This is a genomic window from Lentzea sp. NPDC004782, assembly GCF_040609115.1.
Lineage (GTDB): Bacteria > Actinomycetota > Actinomycetes > Mycobacteriales > Pseudonocardiaceae > Lentzea.
Genome location: NZ_JBEXJN010000029.1, coordinates 15,807 through 32,842 on the forward strand (window position 1 = coordinate 15,807; position 17,036 = coordinate 32,842).

Here is a 17,036-nt window from a genome sequence, read left to right on the forward strand (position 1 = left end):
ACAGACTTACTGCCGCGTAAGCGGACAGTAAAGCCGGGCCGCTCTCAGCGCAAGCTCAGGTTTGCCGTTACACATTTGCGGGTGCGACTGGTCACACCGGTCTCGATTCGCAAGTCTTGACACGTGTGGTCATACTTCGAACCGCAGGGCATCTGGGGGCGAGATGTCGATCTTGCCAGCAGCGCAATCCTTGTGGATCCATCTCGAACATGACCTGACAGAGGGGTGTCATGGCCATCAGTCATGCGCGCAGAACCGTGTCGGTGCTGCTCAGCGCCGCACTGGCGACGTCTGCGCTGACGATCGCGCAGTCGGCTCCCACCGCGGTGGCGGCGGAGACCATTCAGTGCAGAGCTACGTCGGCGATTTACGCGGGATTGCCCGACAAATACTTCCGCTCTTATCTCCACGCCGAACCGGAAACAGGCGCGGCCGCGTGGGACCCGATGCAGCCCGGCGCGGCGGTAATTGATGCCACAATGATCGCCGGACCGGACGGCGCAATCTACACGGTGCACGACGGAAAGCTCGAAAAGCGTCACTGGAACGGTTCCGGCTTCGACAACAACGCCACCCCGGAAATCATCCCGGTACCCTGGACGAGCTGGAACAACACGCCTGCGCGTTTCCGCATCTCAATCGACGCGAAGGGCGACTTCTACCAGGTCGCGGACAACGGCAACCTCATCTGGGCCCGATACGACGCGGCTGCGAAGAAGTGGGACGAGCGAGTCCTTGACACCGGTTGGAACAGATTTGACCAAGTCTTTACTTCAGGCGAGGGCGTGATCTGGGCGCGCAACCCCGACGAAATGAACGGACGGTTGTACCGCTACGTCTACCACGCCGACTCGCAGCGCTGGCTGGGGCCGGCAAAAGCGGACGGCAGCGGCTGGAACATGTACCACCGCCTCATCGGCGTCGGTGCCGACGTGATCTACGGGTTCACCAAGGACGGCATCGGCTGGGAGGATCACTCGCCGAGTTCCGAGCCCAACCAGATCGTCTGGTACCGCTACACGGCGGAGACGAACACCTGGCAGGGCGGCAAGTACCTGGGCTGGGGCTGGAGCCCGGCGTGGAAGCTCATCGGCGCGCCCGACTCGTGCAAGTGGGTCGGAGGCACCGTGCCGCAGCGCCCCGTCGTGAGCGAGGGCAGCGACCGCGCCGGCAGCCTCGTGCAGACCGCTGATGGCCGCGTGCACCACCTGTGGGTGGACCCGCAGGGTGGTCTGATCCACGCGAAGCAGCGCGACCTGGTCGACCCGACCGCGACCGATCTCTACACCGTGCCGCAGTCGCAGAACCTCACCGGTGGCGCCTCGCTCACCACGCAGGAGGACGGCCGCCTGTTCGGCATCGGCACCGGCACCAACTCGTCGATCCTGAGCACGCTGCAGCCGACCAAGGACGCGCTCTTCCCGGTGGGCAGGGACTTCGGCGGGTTCACCGCCTCGTCGCCGACCGTCGTGAAGGGCAAGGACAACCTGCTCTCGGCGTTCATCGTCGACACGAACGGCGAGATCTGGGCCCGCGGCCAGCAGACCGTGAACACCGACCTGCGCCCGTGGACGAAGGGCTACACCACGTTCCCCGGCACGACGCCCGGCCCGACGCCGAAGTTCGCCGCCCGCGCGGTGACGGCGGTGGCCGACAACGGCGCCATCGTGGTGATCGCCACCGACCTGAACGGCCAGCCGTGGGTCGCGAACTACTACGGCAACGGCAACTTCATCGGCGGCTGGACCGCACTCGGCCAGCCGACCGGCACCACGCTCGCCTCGGCCGCGTCCGCCACGCTCACGCGTGACGGCACCGTGCAGCTCGCCGCCCGTGGCACGGACGGCCGCGTCTACACCAAGCGCCAGGGCACCGACGGTTCCTGGACCGGTGCGTGGACCAAGATCCAGGACCGCACGTTCCTCGGCCAGCCCTCGATCCTGACGACGACCGGCGGCACGACCTACGTCGTCGCACACGGCACCGACAAGTACATCTACGAGACCGGCACGACCACGCCGGGCGGCGCGATCTACCGCTCGTGGAACATGGTGCGCGGCAGCGAGTTCCCCGAGCCGTCCGACACCGACGCCGGTGTCGTGGCGATGTCCAACGGCAACTGGGTGCTGAGCTACCGCAACGAGTTCGGCGAACTCCTCGTCGCGTACGCCACCACCTCCGGTAGCTCCTCCGTCGCGGCGCGCTCGGCATCGGCCGAGGACCCCACCGCGAAGGCCCCGTCGTTCACCGTCAAGAAGAACAAGCGGTAGAAGGGAAATCATCGTGATCCGCAAGCTCGTCGCGCTCTTCGCCGCCTGTGCCGCGGTCGTCCTGCCGGCCCAGCCGGCCTCCGCGATCGTGAACCCCGTGGTGATCAGCCTCAAGAACGTCCAGTCCGCCCTGTGCATGGACGTGCTCGGCTTCAACCAGAACGACGGTGCCGGGGTCGTCCAGTGGGACTGCAACGGCCTCGACAACCAGAAGTTCACGCTGGAGAACCGGGGCGACAACGAGTACGCCCTGAAGGTCCAGTTCAACGGCAAGTGCCTCGACATGCCGGGGAACCTCGCCGACAACGTCCAGGTGACGGTCTCCAGGTGTCACTACGACAGGAACCAGATCTGGTTCTTCGAGCGGATGGCCGACAACCCGGACCAGTTCCAGATCCGCAACAAGTTCACGAACAAGTGCCTGGAGAACGGCATCCAGACGGAGAAGAACAAGCCCGTCTTCCAGTTCCAGTGCCACCAGAGGTCGCACCAGCGCTGGATCTGACCGTCCACCGGAGATCCGCTGTGGAGCGCGAAAGGGCCGTCCCGCGATCGGCGGGACGGCCCTTCGGCGGAGCGGGAGTGCTCAGCCCTTGCGCTTGCGGACCTCTTCGGTCAGCTGCGGCGCGACGTTGAACAGGTCGCCCACCACGCCGAAGTCGGCGATCTCGAAGATCGGGGCCTCGGGGTCCTTGTTGACCGCGACGATCGTCTTCGAGGTCTGCATGCCCGCGCGGTGCTGGATGGCACCGGAGATGCCCAGCGCCACGTACAGCTGCGGCGAGACCGTCTTGCCGGTCTGGCCGACCTGGAACTGGTGCGGGTAGTAGCCGGAGTCGACCGCGGCGCGCGAGGCACCGACGGCGGCACCCAGCGAGTCCGCGAGCTCCTCGACGACGGAGAACTTCTCCGCCGAGCCGACGCCGCGGCCACCGGAGACGACGACCGAGGCCTCGGTGAGCTCCGGGCGGTCGCCGCCGACGACGGCCTCGCGGGAGGTCACGCGGGCGGCCTTGGCGGCGTCCACCGAGATGGTCACCGACTCGTCCAGCACGGCGTCCGCGGCCGACTCCTCGGCCTCGACGCCGCCGGGGCGCACGGTGATGACCGGGGTGCCGGTGCTGACCTTGGACTTGACGACGAAGGCGCCACCGAAGATCGACTGCACGCCGGTGCCGTCGGCTTCGACGTCGACGACGTCCACGAGCAGACCGCCACCGAGACGCACGGCGAGACGGCCCGCGACCTCCTTGCCCTCGACGGTCGCGGAGACGAGCACCGCGGACGCGCCGGAGGCGAGCGCCGCGAGGGCGTCGACCTTCGGCGTGACGAGGAAGTTCACCGCGTCGTCGGACTCGACGGCGTAGACCTTCGCGGCGCCGAAGCGGCCCAGCGACTCGCGGATCTTCGCCGCGGTGCCGGGCGCGCCCACGACCACGGCGGCCGGGGTGCCCAGGCGACGTGCGGCGGTGAGCAGCTCGTAGCTGACCTTCTTGACCTCGCCGTCGACGTGGTCGACCAGAACCAGTACTTCAGACATGACTTCCCCTCCCTCAGATGAGCTTCTGGCCGACGAGGAACTCGGCGATCTTCTGACCGCCGTCGCCGCCGTCCTCGACGCGCTGACCGGCGCTGCGCGGCGGCTTCGGGGCCGCCTCCAGCACCTGCGTCCACGCACCGGACAGGCCGACCTCGGACGCGTCGATGCCCAGGTCCGCCACGGTGACCGTGGAGACGGGCTTCTTCTTCGCGGCCATGATGCCCTTGAAGGACGGGTAACGCGGCTCGTTGATCTTCTCGGTCACGGAGACCACGGCGGGCAGCGTTGCCTCGAGGAACGCGACGCCCTCGTCGGTCTCGCGCTCGCCCTTGATCGTGGTGCCCTCGACGGTGACCTTGCGCAGCTGGGTGACCTGCGGCAGGCCGAGCAGCTCGGCGAGGATGGCCGGGACGGCGCCCGCGCGACCGTCCGTCGCCTCGTTGCCCGCGATGACCAGGTCGACGTTCTCGACCGTGCCGATCGCCTTCGCGAGGACCTTCGCCGTGGCCAGCACGTCCGAGCCGTGCAGCGCCTCGTCGCTCACGTGGATCGCCTTGTCGGCACCCATGGACAGCGCCTTGCGGATGGCGTCGGTGGCGCGGTCGGGACCCATCGCGATGACGGTGACCTCACCGCCGTGGGCCTCCTGCAGCTGCAGGGCCTCTTCGACGGCGCGCTCGTTGATCTCGTCGAGCACGGCATCCGCGGACTCGCGGTCAAGGGTGTGGTCGGCGTCGGTGAGCTTGCGCTCGGACCAGGTGTCAGGCACCTGCTTGACCAGGACAACAATGTTCATAGGTCCTCTTCGACCTCCTGCGGACGGGCGGCGACGCTTGCGCAGAGGACTGTAGGACTGCGCCGCCGGGTGTTCACGACCCTGCCATCACCCGGATGTTACCCGCCAGTAGCACCCCTGCAAACGGCAGCAAGCACCCCGCAAGCGTGACAGTTGTCACCCGTTGGCGACACCCTGTGATACTTAACCCATTCGGGGGACTACGCTGCGCCGACATGTACCGGCGAGTAGCAGTTGTGACCGACTCCACGGCCTGTCTCCCGGCGCAGCTGACTGATCAACTCGGCATCGAGGTGGTTCAGATCCAGGTGCGGATCGGTGACCACACCGACGACGAGTCCCGCATCCCGGTTCCGGAGCTGGTTTCGGCCATGCGCGCCAACGTGCCGGTGGCGACGACCCCACCCGACCCCGGCGCGTTCTTCTGGACCTACAACGAACTGGCCGCGCAGGGCGTCCACTCGATCGTGTCCGTGCACGTGTCGGGCGGCCTGTCCGCGACCGTCCAGGCGGCCACGACCGCCGCCGCCCAGGTCCGCGTGCCCGTGCACGTCGTCGACACGCACACCGCAGGGATGAGCCTCGGCTACGCCGTCCAAGCCGCCGCGAAAGTGGCCGAAGCAGGCGGCAGCGTGGAGAGAGTGCTCGAGACCGCTCAGCACCGCTACGACAGATCCACCGAGCTGATCTACGTCGACACCCTCGAGTACCTGCGGCGCGGCGGCCGCATCGGTGCCGCGGCGGCGCTCGTCGGCTCGGCGCTGTCGATGAAGCCGCTGCTGACCATGGCCGACTCCCAGATCACCCCGCTGGACCGGGTGATGGGCGCGGACCGCGCGCTCAACCGGATGCTGGACATCGCGATCAAGCGCGCGGGCACCGACACCGTGGACGTGGCCGTCGAGCACTTCGACGCCGAGGAGAAGGCGTCGCGGCTGCTGCGCAACCTCCGGCGTCGCGTGCCAGGCGTCCGCCAGTTCATGCTGACCCAGGTCAGCTCGGCGATCGGGGCCCACGTGGGCCCCGGCGCGCTGGGCATCACCGTTTCACCGGTCTGAGCTTCGGGAACTCCCGGTCCGTTCCGTTCGTTATTCGGGCGTAACGGACACCGGGAGGACCGATGCCCTCGTTCATGGACAAGATCACCAGGTTCCTGCGCAGCCCGCAGGGTCAACGGCTGCAGGCCAAGGCGCGGCAGATGGCTCAGGATCCGCGCAAACGTGCCCAGGCGGAGCAGCTGCTGCGCAAGTTCCGCGGCAAGAAGCACTAGTCAGCCGAAGAGCGCGTTGAGCTCTCCGTACTCGATGCCGCCTTCGACACTGCGGTAGGTGCCTCGGGTCAGCAGCTCCTCCGCCGCCCTGCGCGCGACCGCGTAGGCGGCCTCGGCCACCGCCGACCCGAGGCTCATCCGGGCGACGCCCGCCTTCGCCAGCTCGCCGACGGCGGGCGCGCCCGGCCCCACGAGCACGTTCAACGGGGCCGAGATCCCCTTGGCCAGCTCGGTGACCGTCTCCAGATCGGTCACGCCCGGCACGAAGATCCCGCTCGCCCCCGCCTCCAGGAAGCTCGCCGCGCGTTCCAGCGTGCGCTCCAGCCGGTCCGCGGGGTCGCCGATCTGCCGCAGGTACGTGTCGATCCGCGCGTTGACGTAGAGGTCGGGGGCCGCCTCACGAGCCGCCGCGTACCGCTCCTTCTGCTCCTCGACGTCGCGCAGTCCACCGCCGAGGCCGTCCTCGATGTTCACGCCGGAAGCCCCGGCCCCGGCGATCGCGCGAACCGTCTCGGCCACCTCGCCGGCGGTGCGGCCGAAGCCCGACTCGATGTCCGCGCTCACCGGAATTCCGACCGCTCGGACGATCCTGGCGACGAGGTCGACCGCCCGGTCCCTGGCGAGCCGGTCGCCGTCCGCCGCACCGAGGCTCCACGCCACACCGGCGCTCGTGGTGGCGACCGCCTTCGCACCGGCGGCTTCGACGACGAGGGCGGACGCCACGTCCCAGGCGTTCGGCAGGGCGAGCGGGCCCGGCCGGTGGAGGGCGTGGAAGAGCTGGGTGCGATCGGTGCTGGAAGTCATGACCTGAGTGATATCAGCAGGCACCGACAAACATCCGGCGAGTTTCGGACAGGAACCGAAGGCTTTCGGACTCAGTCGCTGCCCGCTTCACGGCGCACCTGCCGCTCGTGGCGGTGGATGAAGGGCGCCTTCATCCACCTGGGATCGATGAAGGCGCCCTTCATCGACAACGGGGCGGCCGGAGGTGTCGGACAGGGGCTTTCAGTTGCTGCCGGCCTTGCGGCGCACCTCTTCGAACGTCCGCAGGTAGCGCTGCCGGAAGTCCTCGCGCTCCACCCACGTCGTGTGCTCGACCGGTCGCGGTGGCGCGGGCGGCGGCAGCGTCGCCTCCACCGGCACCTCCGGCTCGGCGTCCGGCTCCGACTCGGGTTCCTGCTGCTCGTCGACGTCCTCGACGAGGTCCTCGACGGTCTCGGAGATGTCGGTGCTCGCCGCTACGCTCGATTCGGGGGCTTCAACTTCCCCCACGGGGGGCGCGAGGTCCCCATCCCGATCGTATCCGGCGGCACCGACAGTTTCGGGTTCCGCAGTTTTGGGTTCCACAGTTTCGGGTTCCACCAGCGCCGCCAGCGCCGGCTCCAGCTGCGGCAGTCCCACCACCGGGTTGCGGTGAATGGGTCGCGAGTCGTAGTCGTCGTCGACCGGCTCGACGCGCGCGGGCTTCTCGACCCACGTCCGTTCCACCGGCCGGTCCGAAGCCGACGGTCCGCGGGCGTCCTCGCGGCGCCGCACCAGCACGTACATCAGGGCTGCCCCCAACGTGAAGGACAGCACGCACAACCCGAAGACGATCCCGACGGCCCCTGCCATGACCAGGCTCCTACCTATACGACCAGGACGTCGACCTGAGGTCCGCCGTCCGAGGGCGGGCCCCAGACGGGGTCCACGATCACCCGAGTGATCACGACGTTCGCCACCCCCTGCTCGGCCAGGTAGTCGCGCACCAGGCCGGCCCTTTCCCTGGCGAGCACGTCGCACCGGTGCGACGCAGTCTCGCCGTTCCACGCATGGGCCACCAGGGTCACAGTGCCCCCAGTGACGTTGCGCAGGACACTGGCCAAGCCGCGCCGCACGGCCTCACCGCGGCCCACGAGAGAGGACGTGCCCGGCGCGAACGTGATGCCCTTGACCGCGTGCGCGGTGAACAGGTCGCGCACGCGCTGCTGGGCGACGGCCGCGGGCACCGGCTGCGGTGCGGGTGGCTGCATCCGCTGCGGTGCCAGGAAGTCGTTCACCGGCACCGGCCCGAACCGCGAGACGGGCTCGGCCGGCGACGACGACAGCGCCGCCTCCAGCTCCTCGCCGTAGACCGAGAACCCGAATGCCGTCACCGACGCGGGCACCATCAGCGCCCCGGCGACCAACGGCATCCAGCGCTTCACGACGCCGCCACCTGCTCCGGGATCAGCACCGGGGCGGCGCGGTCGGCGGCCACGGCCAGCGCGGCGCGGGCGGCGGACAGTTGCGCGTGGACGGTCCGGCGCAGCTCGTGCAGCTCGTCGGTGCGCTCGGCGACCTCGGCCAGCCGGCGGTTCGCCTCGCGGCACGCGACCTTCACCACGAACTCGGCGCGGGCACGGGCCAGTGCCTCCTGCTCCTGCAGGTGCTGCGCGGCCTCGTTGCGGCGGCGGGTCATGGTCAGCTCGAAGAACTGCTGCGCCTTCTCGCGCTTGCGTTCCGAGTCGGCCTCGAGGGAGTTGCACGCCAGCGCCGTCTCGCGCAGCAGGCGGTCGGCGTCGTTCTGGGCCTGCTCCACGGCGGCGGCGCACTCGCGCTCCACCTCGTCGGCGCGCTGACGGTGCTGGGCTTCCAGGTCGGCGCAGCGGCGTTCCATCTCCAGCTCGCGGCGCTCCATCGCGGCGGCGCGGGTGGCGCAGTCCTGGCGGCTCGCGTAGAGCTCGGACTCCGCCTCCGACCGCATCGCGGCCGCTTCACGTTCGGCCTCCGCGCGCAACGCGGCGATCTCCACGTCGGTGCGCTGACGGAGGTCGTTGCACTCGCGCTCGGCCTTCAGGTGCATCTCCGCGGCCTCGTCCTCGGCGAGGCGGAGCATGCGGTGCATGCGTTCGGTGGCGCCGGCGTGCGTGCCCGAAGTGGACTCGAGACGTTCGATGCGGGCGCGCGCCTCCTCCAGATCCCGGCGGGTCATTTCGAGCAGCTTGCGCAAATCGGCGGCCTGCGCCAGCGCCTCGGCGCGATCGAGGCTCGTGAAGCGCAGCTGCTCCTCGAGATTCTCGATGTGCTCGATGACCTGGCGCCGATGAAAGCCTCGGTAGACAACGTCGAAAGCGGCGTGCAGCGGAACTAGTTCCTGCTCTTTTGCACCCATGGTCACCTACTCACTGAACCAGGCTGAAGATTGTGCGAGCTTACCCAGGGCGGGTACCGCCAACCAGTGTCGACAGTGGACAGAACGCGTGCATGTAACGCGTGGAATATCGGGACCTTCCTGCACAAACGAGACCCGCGTAGATCAACTCCAAACAACGAGCAGTCACCCGATTGTGTCAAGTAGGGCGCCTTTTCGTGGGGTTCACTCCGCGCGTTCGTTGTGTACGGAAAGCAACCACCCAGGCGTAGATCACACGAATTGACATCCATCGTTGGTGGCTAGTGCGATCACGCTTCGTTAACCTTCTCGTTCGTGCCCTCACGAGTAGCCGTCGTCACCGACTCGACCGCGTCACTTCCGGCCCGTCTGGCGGAACGGTTCAACATCATCACGGTCCCGATGCAGCTGAAGATCGGGTCGGAACTGATCGACGAGGCCTACGTGCCGACCGACCGCCTGCTGCAGGCGATGGACGCGCAGATCCCCATCACGACCCAGCCGCCCGCGCCGGACGCGTTCTTCTGGGCCTACCAGGACGCGTGGGCCAAGGGCGCGGAGACGATCGTGTCGGTGCACGTGACGCCGAAGCTCTCACCGGCGACGGACGCGGCGAAGGCAGCCGCGGCCAAGTCCCGGGTGCCGGTGTTCATCGTGGACTCGCACTCGTCGGGCATGACGCTCGGGTTCGCCGCGCTCGCGGCCGCCCGGATCGTGCAGAGCGGCGGCAACGTCCAGCACGCGCGCAGCGTCGCGGAGGAACGCGGCCGCAACGCCAGCGTGCTGATCTACGTGAACACGCTGCACTACCTGCGCCAGGCGGGCCGGGTCAGCGCCGCAGCGAAGCTCTTCGGCGACGCGCTCTCGGTCAAGCCGCTGCTCACCGTCGTCAACGGCGAGGTGGAGCCGTTCGACAAGGTCGTCGGCCGCGAGAGAGCGCTCGGCAAGCTCGTCGACAAGGCCGTTGCGCTCGCGTACGGGCGCGACGTGGACCTCGCCGTCGAGCACTTCGCGGCCGAGAAGGAGGGCCACGAGCTGCTGCAGACGTTGCAGCAGCGGATCCCGCACGCCCGCGACGTCGTCCTGACGCAGGTCAGTGCGGCGATCGGCGCGAACGTGGGTCCCGGCGCGCTGGCCGTTACCGTCTCGCCGTTCTGATCATCACTACTGGCAAGTAACCTAACGGGGTGACCCTCCCCCTGACCGGCGAACGCACGGTGCCCGGCATCGCCGAGGAGAACTACTGGTTCCGCCGGCACGAAGCGGCGTACCTGCACCTCATCGGACACTGCGCGGACGCGGTCGTGCTGGAGGCGGGCTGCGGCGAGGGCTACGGCGCCCAGCTGATCCGCACGGTCGCGCGGCGGGTGATCGCGCTCGACTACGACGAGCTGACGTCCCAGCACGTCGCCCGGTCCTATCCGGAGCTGAACGTGCTGCGCGGGAACCTCGCGACGCTGCCGTTGCGCGACGGCAGCGTCGACGTCGTGGCGAACCTGCAGGTCATCGAGCACCTGTGGGACCAGGAGGGCTTCCTCGCCGAATGCCGCCGGGTGCTGCGCCCCGGCGGCACGCTCATCGTGACCACGCCGAACCGGCTGACGTTCTCCCCCGGCCAGGACACGCCGCTGAACCCGTTCCACACCAGGGAGCTGGCACCGTCCGAACTGGACGAGATGCTGCGCGAGGCTGGTTTCCGGGTTGACGAACTGACGGGACTGCGTCACGGACCGAGGCTTGACTCCGTGCTGGATGGACAGATCATCAACGCACAGGTCGAAGTGGCCCTGTCCGGTGCACCGTGGCCGGCCGAGCTGAAGGAGGCGGTCGAGTCGGTGACGGTGGAGGACTTCGACATCACCCCTGACGACATGGACGGCTGCCTCGACCTCGTGGCAGTGGCGGTGCGCGCGTGAGCCCGAAGGCGACTGAAGGCACGTTCTGCTTGGTCCTGCACAGCCATCTGCCCTGGCTCGCCCACCACGGCACGTGGCCGGTCGGCGAGGAGTGGCTCTACCAGGCGTGGGCGCACTCGTACCTGCCGGTCGTGGACATGCTGCGGCGGTTCGCCGACGAGGGCCGCGAGGACGTGCTGACGCTCGGCGTCACGCCGGTCCTGGCCGCACAGCTGGATGATCCTTACTGCTTACGGGCCGCGCACGACTGGCTCGGCAACTGGCACCTGCGCTCGCACCACGCCGGCGAACGGCTGCGCGAGCTGTCCACGCACGAGCACCGCGCGTCCTCGCGGGCGCTGGCTCAGTTCGAAAGCCATTGGCGGCACGGGTTCTCGCCGATTCTGCGGTCCCTTGTGGACTCGTCGACGATCGAGCTGCTCGGCGGGCCGGCGACGCATCCCTTTCAGCCGTTGCTGGATCCGCGAGTGCGGGCGTTCGCGCTGCGCACCGGCCTCGACGACACCGCGCTGCGGATCGGCAGGGCACCGGAGGGGATCTGGGCGCCGGAATGCGGTTACTCGCCCGGCATGGAGGCCGGGTACGCGGCGGCGGGTGTGCGGCGGTTCATGGTGGACGGGCCCGCGCTGCACGGCGACACGTCGTCCGCGCACCCCGTCGGATCGTCGGACGTGCTGGCGTTCGGGCGTGATCTCGAAGTCTCGTACCGCGTCTGGTCGCCGAAGGTCGGCTATCCGGGCGATGCCGCGTACCGGGATTTTCACACCTACGACCACCCGACGGGCCTGAAGCCGTCACGGGTCACCGGCAAGCACGTGGCGCCGGAGGACAAGCGGCCGTACGACCCTTTGCTGGCACGGGAAGCCGTGTCGCGCCATGTGGACGACTTCGTCGAGACCGTCGTGCGGCGGTTGCGGGCGATCGACGGCGGACTGGTCGTGGCGGCGTACGACACCGAGCTGTACGGGCACTGGTGGCACGAGGGTCCGTTGTGGCTGGAGGCCGTGCTGCGGGCGTTGCCGGAGGCCGGGGTGCGGGTGACGACCCTGCGCGGCGCCGTCGAGGCGGGGCACGTCGGAGCGCCCGTCGAGCTGCCCGCGTCGTCGTGGGGCAGCGGCAAGGACTGGCGGGTGTGGGACGGCGCGCAGGTCTCCGACATCGTGTCGCTGAACGAGTCTGTGCAGAAAGAGCTGCTGGGTCTGGACTTCTCGTCCGAGGTGCGCGACCCGGTGCTGGACCAGGCGGTGCGCGAGGCGTTGCTGGCGTTGTCGAGCGACTGGGCCTTCATGGTCACCAAGGACTCGGCCGCCGACTACGCGCGCTACCGCGCGAAGATTCACAGCGACCGCTTCAGCGAGCTCGCGGCGTTGGCGCGGAGCGGTCGTGGACGTGCGAGGGCGGCGGAACTCCGCGCGGCGGACGGCCCGTTCGGGCAGCTGGACGCGCGAGGAATGAGGTAACGGGATGCGCGTGCTGATGTTGTCGTGGGAGTACCCGCCGGTGGTCGTCGGCGGGCTGGGCAGGCACGTCCACGCGCTCGCGACACAGCTGGCCGCGCAGGGGCACGACGTCGTCGTGCTGTGCCGGCAACCGTCCGGCACCGACGCGATCACGCACCCGACCGTGGACGTGGTGAGCGAGGGCGTGCGGCTGATCCGCGTCGCCGAGGACCCCGCGCACCTCGTGTTCGAGAAGGACCTCGTGGCGTGGACGCTCGCGATGGGCCACGCGATGACGCGCGCCGGACTCGCCCTCGGTCCGTGGCGGCCCGATGTGGTGCACGCGCACGACTGGCTGGTCACGCATCCGGCCGTGGCGCTGGCCGAGGCCTTCGGCGTGCCGCTGGTGGCGACGATCCACGCCACCGAGGCCGGGCGGCACTCCGGCTGGCTCTCGCACCCGCTGAACCAGCAGGTGCACTCGGTGGAGTGGTGGCTCGCGAACCGGGCCGACTCGCTGATCACCTGCTCCTCGGCGATGCGGCGCGAGGTGGCGCATCTGTTCGATGTGGACACTGCAGACGTTTCCGTGCTGCACAACGGCATCGAGCCGGGCGGCTGGAAGGTGCGGGCGAAGGACGTCGGCGCGGCCCGGCGCGAGTACTCGCCGCACGGCGACCCGTTGCTGCTGTTCTTCGGGCGCATCGAGTGGGAGAAGGGCATCCAGGACCTGATCGCGGCACTGCCCCGGATCCGGCGTCACCACCGCGGCACGCGGGTCGTGGTGGCCGGTGACGGCTCGCAGACCGAGTGGTTGCGGGAACAGGCGCGCAAGCACCGCGTGCTGCGCGCGGTGGAGTTCGTCGGACATCTCTCCGACAGGTCTTTGGCGGCGTTGCTCACCGCGGCGGACGCGGTCGTCCTGCCGTCGCGGTACGAGCCGTTCGGCATCGTGGCGCTGGAGGCCGCGGCGGCCGGAACGCCCCTGGTGGCCTCGACCGCGGGCGGGCTCGGCGAGGTCGTGCTGGACGGGGTGACGGGCCTGTCGTTCGCCCCCGGTGACGTGGACGGACTCGCGCGCGCGGTGCGTGACGTGCTGTCCGATCCGACGGCGGCTGCCGCTCGTGCGCGTGCTGCCAAGGAGCGTCTGGCGACGGACTTCAACTGGGCCACCATCGCCACCGGCACCGCCGAGGTCTACGCCTCTGCTGCCGTACGTGAGCCACGTGTGTTGGGGCGCCCCAAAATCGCGACGGGCAACCTGTTCACTTGATCTTGGTACAGTCGTCGGTCCCGTTAACAGAAGGTGACCGAGGACTGAATGAAATACCAACGCTTCGTGGCGCTCGGGGACAGCTGCACCGAAGGCCTGGACGACCTGCTGCCCGACGGCCGGTACCGGGGCTGGGCGGACCGCGTCGCGTCCGTGCTGGACGAGCCGGGGTTCCGCTACGCCAACCTCGGCGTGCGCGGCCGCCGGCTCGATCAGATGCTCGTGGAGCAGGTCCCGTCCGCCGAGGCGTTGCGCCCTGACCTGGTCGCGGTTTTCGGTGGCGGCAACGACGTGATGTCCGGTGCGTCAGCCGCCCAGATCAGGAGCCGGGCGGACGCTCTCGTGCGCACCGTGACGTCGTTCGCGCCGACCGTCGCCGTCTTCACGTTGAGCGATGTCTCGCACCGCATGCCGTTCGGGTGGCGCATGCGCCCGCGCATCGAGGCGTTGAACGACGCCGTGCGCGTCGCCGCCGTGCGCTACGGCGCGGTGCTGGTCGACGTCGCGGCCGACGAGTGCGTGCACGACTCGCGCTACTTCGGCCCGGACCGCCTGCACCTCTCGTCGCTCGGCCACCGGCGGCTGGCAGGTCATCTCCTGTCAGCGCTGGAGGTCCCGTTCGACCCGTCCTGGCTGACACCGCTGGAAGGCGAGGCCGCACCCGCGTCCCTCCTCGACCACCTGCGGTGGCTGCGCGACCAGGTGCTGCCCGTCGCCTACTCGCGCTCGCGCAACAAGCTGATCGGCCGGCAGCCCGGCGACGGCTTCAGGCCGAAGCGTCCGACGCTTCTTCCGCTCGCCTAGCCAGCGCCTCCTCGGCTTTCCGGGCCATGTCCGCGATGTCCGCCCGCCGCTGGGCATCCGCCTCGTAGTCGGCGCGCCGATCCCGCACCACCCGTGCCGGCGCGCCCACCGCGATCTTGTAGTCGGGCACGTCCCCGCGCACCACCGCGTGAGCTCCGAGGACGCACCCGCGTCCCACACGGGTGCCGCGCAGAACCGTCACCTTGGCGCCGAGCCAGCAGTCCGGCCCGATCCGCACCGGCGACTTCACGATGCCCTGGTCCTTGATCGGCAGCGTGATGTCCTCGGTCTTGTGGTCGAAGTCGCAGATGTAGACCCAGTCCGCGACCAGTGACGACGCCCCGATCTCGATGTCCAGGTAGCAGTTGACCGTGTTGTCCTTGCCGAACACGACCTTGTCGCCGATCCGCAGCGACCCCTCGTGGCACCGGATCGCGTTGCCGTCCCCGATGTGCACCCAGCGGCCGATCTCCAGCCGCCCGTACCCCGGCCTCGCCATGACGTCGACCCGCTTGCCGAAGAACACCATGCCGCGCAGCACCACGTGCGGGTTGAGCAGGCGGAACTTGAACAGCCGCCAGTACCGCACCAGGTACCAGGGCGTGTAGGCGCGGTGGCGCAGGACCCACCGCAACGAAGCGAGCGTGAGGAACCGCGCCTGCTGCGGGTCGCGGCGCGACCTGGCCCACCGAGTCCACACCGGGGCGCCCCACATCGAAGTCATGCACGGCACTTTAACTATTCGCGGGCACCGGACTGCTCACGGTGCCTCCGGCGACCGTTCCGCCCGCCGCTGTTCCCAGCGCTGAATGATCCGCTCGACCGCCTCCGAGTCGATCGGAACCAGTTCGCCGTCCTTGCGCCCTCTCCACAGGTCGTCGAGGAGATGGCTGCGCTCCCAGCCCGAACCGGCGACGTACCCCTCCTCCAACTCGAATCCCCGCGGGCCCTTCCACGTCCTGCGCACCCCGTCGGGATCGTCCACATCGGTCCTGTAGTTCAACCAGGCGAAGTAGGAGTACCGGCCGTCCAGAGGAGCCAGGAGGCTCATCCGTTCCCGCCGTGTGTGCTCGAACCGCGTTGCCGCGGCGGCGTCGATCCGATGCACCCCGCCGGTGCCGGACTCCGCCTGGCTCAGCGCGGTGGTGGGCGCCCAGACGAGGTCGGTCGTGAACTCCTCGTCGTGCGTCTGCCCGCTGTCGTCCACCCACCGCCTGCACACATGCCGCGGGTCCTCCACGCGCGGCCAGCGCTCGGTGACGATGGCGAAGTACTCGTACTGTCGTTCCAACTCAGCTCTCGTCTCGTTCGGGGAGGACGCGCCCCTCGCGGTGCGAGGGGCGCGTCAGTCGATCAGGGGTTCCGCTTGTAGTTCTTGATCTCCTTCGCCGCGGGCGGGGTCGGCACCTTGACGAAGATGCTCTCCGACTCGGCTTCCTCGGCCAGGTTGTCCGCTTCGATCATGGCGATCTCGTCCTTCTCGGCGTCGAGGAGGTCCCGGTTCTCCGCCTTGGCCTTGGCCTCGATCGCGTGCAGAACGGCGCGTGGGTCGCCATCCACGACATGCACCGCCAGGGCAACCAGAGGTGGACTCTGGTCACCGCGTGACGCACTGAGCGTGCGAACGGCTCTCTCCGGTCCGCGCCGGAGGGAGCCCTTTCACACGATGATCCGCGCGGTGCGGAGGCACTGTCGTGCAAGCTTGGCGGCATGGCGACTCCTCTCATCATCGACACCGACCCCGGCGTGGACGACGCGTTCGCGATCGCGCTCGCCGCCCGCAGCCCCGAGGTCGACCTGATCGGCCTCACCACGGTGTTCGGCAACGTCGCGCTCGACCTCACCACCCGCAACGCCCTGCGGCTGCTGGCCCACCTCGGCCGCACCGACGTGCCGGTGGTGCGGGGTGCGGAGGGACCGGCCGGGGCCGCGGACGTGCACGGGGAGGACGGGCTCGGCGGGCAGGCCCACACGTTGCCCGAGAGCGATCGGGAGATCTTCTCCGACGACGTCGTCGGGTTCTTCCGGGAGCGCCTCACGCCGGAGACCGTCGTCGTCGCCATCGGGCCGCAGACCAACATCGCCAAGGCGCTCGACGCGGGCGTCGAGTTCCCCAAGCTGATCGTCATGGGCGGCGGGCTCGACGTCGGCAACACGACCACGCGCGCCGAGTTCAACTTCTGGGCCGACCCCGCGGCGGCCCGCACGGTGATCCGGAAGGGCAACCCGATCGTCGTGCCGCTCAACCTCACGCACCGGTGCATCGCCGACGCGGAGTTCCTCGCCAGGGTCGATCCGGTGCTGAGCAACCTGACCGGCACCTACAGCGCGTACCTCCGCGACCGTTCCGACAATCGGGGGATCTACTTCCATGACGCCGTGGCGGTGGCCGAGGCGATCGTCCCCGGCACGCTCACGACGAAGTCCCACGTGCTCGACGTCGACGACGAGGGTGCGCTGGTGCGAGGAAAGCACCAGGTAGAGGTCGCCGAGGACACCGATTGGCCCGCCCTGCGGACCTTCATGGAGCAGCGCTTGTCCGTTTGACGACAACTTCGCGTCGCTCTCTGGGGTTGCGCGGGCACGGTAAGTAGG

19 protein-coding genes are annotated in these 17,036 nt (G+C 69.2%); 10 read left to right on the plus strand and 9 right to left on the minus strand.

The window, feature by feature from the left end; all coding sequences use genetic code 11:
• Positions 1 to 230 precede the first annotated feature (230 nt).
• Both ABZV40_RS26030 and ABZV40_RS26035 read left to right on the plus strand, forming a co-directional pair.
• Complete coding sequence (locus ABZV40_RS26030; protein WP_355446588.1) at positions 231 to 2,270, plus strand: tachylectin-related carbohydrate-binding protein; 2,040 nt, start codon at positions 231 to 233, stop codon at positions 2,268 to 2,270.
• A 13-nt stretch (positions 2,271 to 2,283) separates the two neighbouring features.
• The gene (locus ABZV40_RS26035; RefSeq protein WP_355446591.1) at positions 2,284 to 2,775 is read left to right on the plus strand and encodes an RICIN domain-containing protein; all 492 of its coding nucleotides are present in this window, start codon (positions 2,284 to 2,286) and stop codon (positions 2,773 to 2,775) included.
• A gap of 81 nt (positions 2,776 to 2,856) precedes the next feature.
• On the opposite strand, the gene ABZV40_RS26040 is transcribed toward ABZV40_RS26035, so the two are convergent.
• Both ABZV40_RS26040 and ABZV40_RS26045 read right to left on the minus strand, forming a co-directional pair.
• A complete protein-coding gene (locus tag ABZV40_RS26040; RefSeq protein WP_355446594.1) occupies positions 2,857 to 3,810 on the minus strand; it encodes an electron transfer flavoprotein subunit alpha/FixB family protein in 954 nt (317 codons plus the stop codon).
• Between the two features lie 13 nt (positions 3,811 to 3,823).
• Positions 3,824 to 4,606: an electron transfer flavoprotein subunit beta/FixA family protein gene (locus tag ABZV40_RS26045; protein WP_355446597.1), complete on the minus strand. Its 783-nt coding sequence runs from the start codon at positions 4,604 to 4,606 to the stop codon at positions 3,824 to 3,826.
• Between the two features lie 215 nt (positions 4,607 to 4,821).
• Between ABZV40_RS26045 and ABZV40_RS26050 the strand changes: the two genes are divergently transcribed.
• The gene (locus ABZV40_RS26050) at positions 4,822 to 5,664 is read left to right on the plus strand and encodes a DegV family protein (RefSeq protein WP_355446600.1); all 843 of its coding nucleotides are present in this window, start codon (positions 4,822 to 4,824) and stop codon (positions 5,662 to 5,664) included.
• Positions 5,665 to 5,726: 62 nt separating this feature from the next.
• Complete coding sequence (locus ABZV40_RS26055) at positions 5,727 to 5,876, plus strand: hypothetical protein (protein ID WP_355446603.1); 150 nt, start codon at positions 5,727 to 5,729, stop codon at positions 5,874 to 5,876.
• On the opposite strand, the gene ABZV40_RS26060 is transcribed toward ABZV40_RS26055, so the two are convergent.
• From ABZV40_RS26060 to ABZV40_RS26075, 4 genes are all read right to left on the minus strand, one after another.
• Positions 5,877 to 6,680 carry an isocitrate lyase/phosphoenolpyruvate mutase family protein gene (locus tag ABZV40_RS26060; RefSeq protein WP_355446606.1) on the minus strand — a complete coding sequence of 268 codons (804 nt, stop codon included), beginning with the start codon at positions 6,678 to 6,680 and terminating at the stop codon, positions 5,877 to 5,879.
• Between the two features lie 201 nt (positions 6,681 to 6,881).
• A complete protein-coding gene (locus ABZV40_RS26065) occupies positions 6,882 to 7,490 on the minus strand; it encodes a hypothetical protein (protein WP_355446609.1) in 609 nt (202 codons plus the stop codon).
• Between the two features lie 14 nt (positions 7,491 to 7,504).
• Positions 7,505 to 8,062, minus strand: a complete 558-nt coding sequence (locus ABZV40_RS26070; protein WP_355446612.1) for a hypothetical protein — start codon at positions 8,060 to 8,062, stop codon at positions 7,505 to 7,507.
• Positions 8,059 to 9,009 (minus strand): hypothetical protein, encoded by a 951-nt coding sequence (locus ABZV40_RS26075; RefSeq protein ID WP_355446615.1) that lies wholly within the window; start codon positions 9,007 to 9,009, stop codon positions 8,059 to 8,061. Before ABZV40_RS26075 ends, ABZV40_RS26070 begins: the two co-directional genes overlap by 4 nt.
• Before the next feature lie 315 nt (positions 9,010 to 9,324).
• On the opposite strand from ABZV40_RS26075, the gene ABZV40_RS26080 reads away from it, so the two are divergent.
• Genes ABZV40_RS26080 through ABZV40_RS26100 form a run of 5 tightly spaced genes read left to right on the plus strand, consistent with a single transcriptional unit; the run spans position 9,325 to position 14,441 of the window.
• Positions 9,325 to 10,167, plus strand: coding sequence for a DegV family protein (locus ABZV40_RS26080; protein WP_355446618.1), 843 nt, complete (start codon positions 9,325 to 9,327; stop codon positions 10,165 to 10,167).
• Positions 10,168 to 10,196: 29 nt separating this feature from the next.
• Entirely contained in the window at positions 10,197 to 10,925 is a 729-nt protein-coding gene (locus ABZV40_RS26085) for a class I SAM-dependent methyltransferase (RefSeq protein WP_355446621.1), read from the plus strand.
• On the plus strand, positions 10,922 to 12,385 hold the full coding sequence (locus ABZV40_RS26090) for a glycoside hydrolase family 57 protein (protein WP_355446623.1): 1,464 nt from the start codon (positions 10,922 to 10,924) through the stop codon (positions 12,383 to 12,385). The genes ABZV40_RS26085 and ABZV40_RS26090 overlap by 4 nt, the downstream gene beginning before the upstream one ends.
• A gap of 4 nt (positions 12,386 to 12,389) precedes the next feature.
• Entirely contained in the window at positions 12,390 to 13,637 is a 1,248-nt protein-coding gene (locus ABZV40_RS26095) for a glycosyltransferase family 4 protein (protein WP_355446625.1), read from the plus strand.
• A gap of 48 nt (positions 13,638 to 13,685) precedes the next feature.
• The gene (locus tag ABZV40_RS26100; RefSeq protein ID WP_355446627.1) at positions 13,686 to 14,441 is read left to right on the plus strand and encodes an SGNH/GDSL hydrolase family protein; all 756 of its coding nucleotides are present in this window, start codon (positions 13,686 to 13,688) and stop codon (positions 14,439 to 14,441) included.
• Here the strand turns inward: ABZV40_RS26100 and ABZV40_RS26105 are convergent.
• From ABZV40_RS26105 to ABZV40_RS26115, 3 genes are all read right to left on the minus strand, one after another.
• Positions 14,404 to 15,165 (minus strand): DapH/DapD/GlmU-related protein, encoded by a 762-nt coding sequence (locus ABZV40_RS26105; RefSeq protein WP_355446630.1) that lies wholly within the window; start codon positions 15,163 to 15,165, stop codon positions 14,404 to 14,406. The two genes, ABZV40_RS26100 and ABZV40_RS26105, sit on opposite strands and share 38 nt — an antisense overlap.
• A 36-nt stretch (positions 15,166 to 15,201) precedes the next feature.
• Positions 15,202 to 15,732 (minus strand): hypothetical protein, encoded by a 531-nt coding sequence (locus ABZV40_RS26110; protein WP_355446633.1) that lies wholly within the window; start codon positions 15,730 to 15,732, stop codon positions 15,202 to 15,204.
• A 62-nt stretch (positions 15,733 to 15,794) separates the two neighbouring features.
• Positions 15,795 to 16,001 carry a hypothetical protein gene (locus ABZV40_RS26115; protein WP_355446635.1) on the minus strand — a complete coding sequence of 69 codons (207 nt, stop codon included), beginning with the start codon at positions 15,999 to 16,001 and terminating at the stop codon, positions 15,795 to 15,797.
• Positions 16,002 to 16,151: 150 nt separating this feature from the next.
• Here ABZV40_RS26115 and ABZV40_RS26120 point away from each other — a divergent pair, with 150 nt between their 5' ends.
• The gene (locus ABZV40_RS26120; protein WP_355446638.1) at positions 16,152 to 16,988 is read left to right on the plus strand and encodes a nucleoside hydrolase; all 837 of its coding nucleotides are present in this window, start codon (positions 16,152 to 16,154) and stop codon (positions 16,986 to 16,988) included.
• Positions 16,989 to 17,036: the final 48 nt, after the last annotated feature.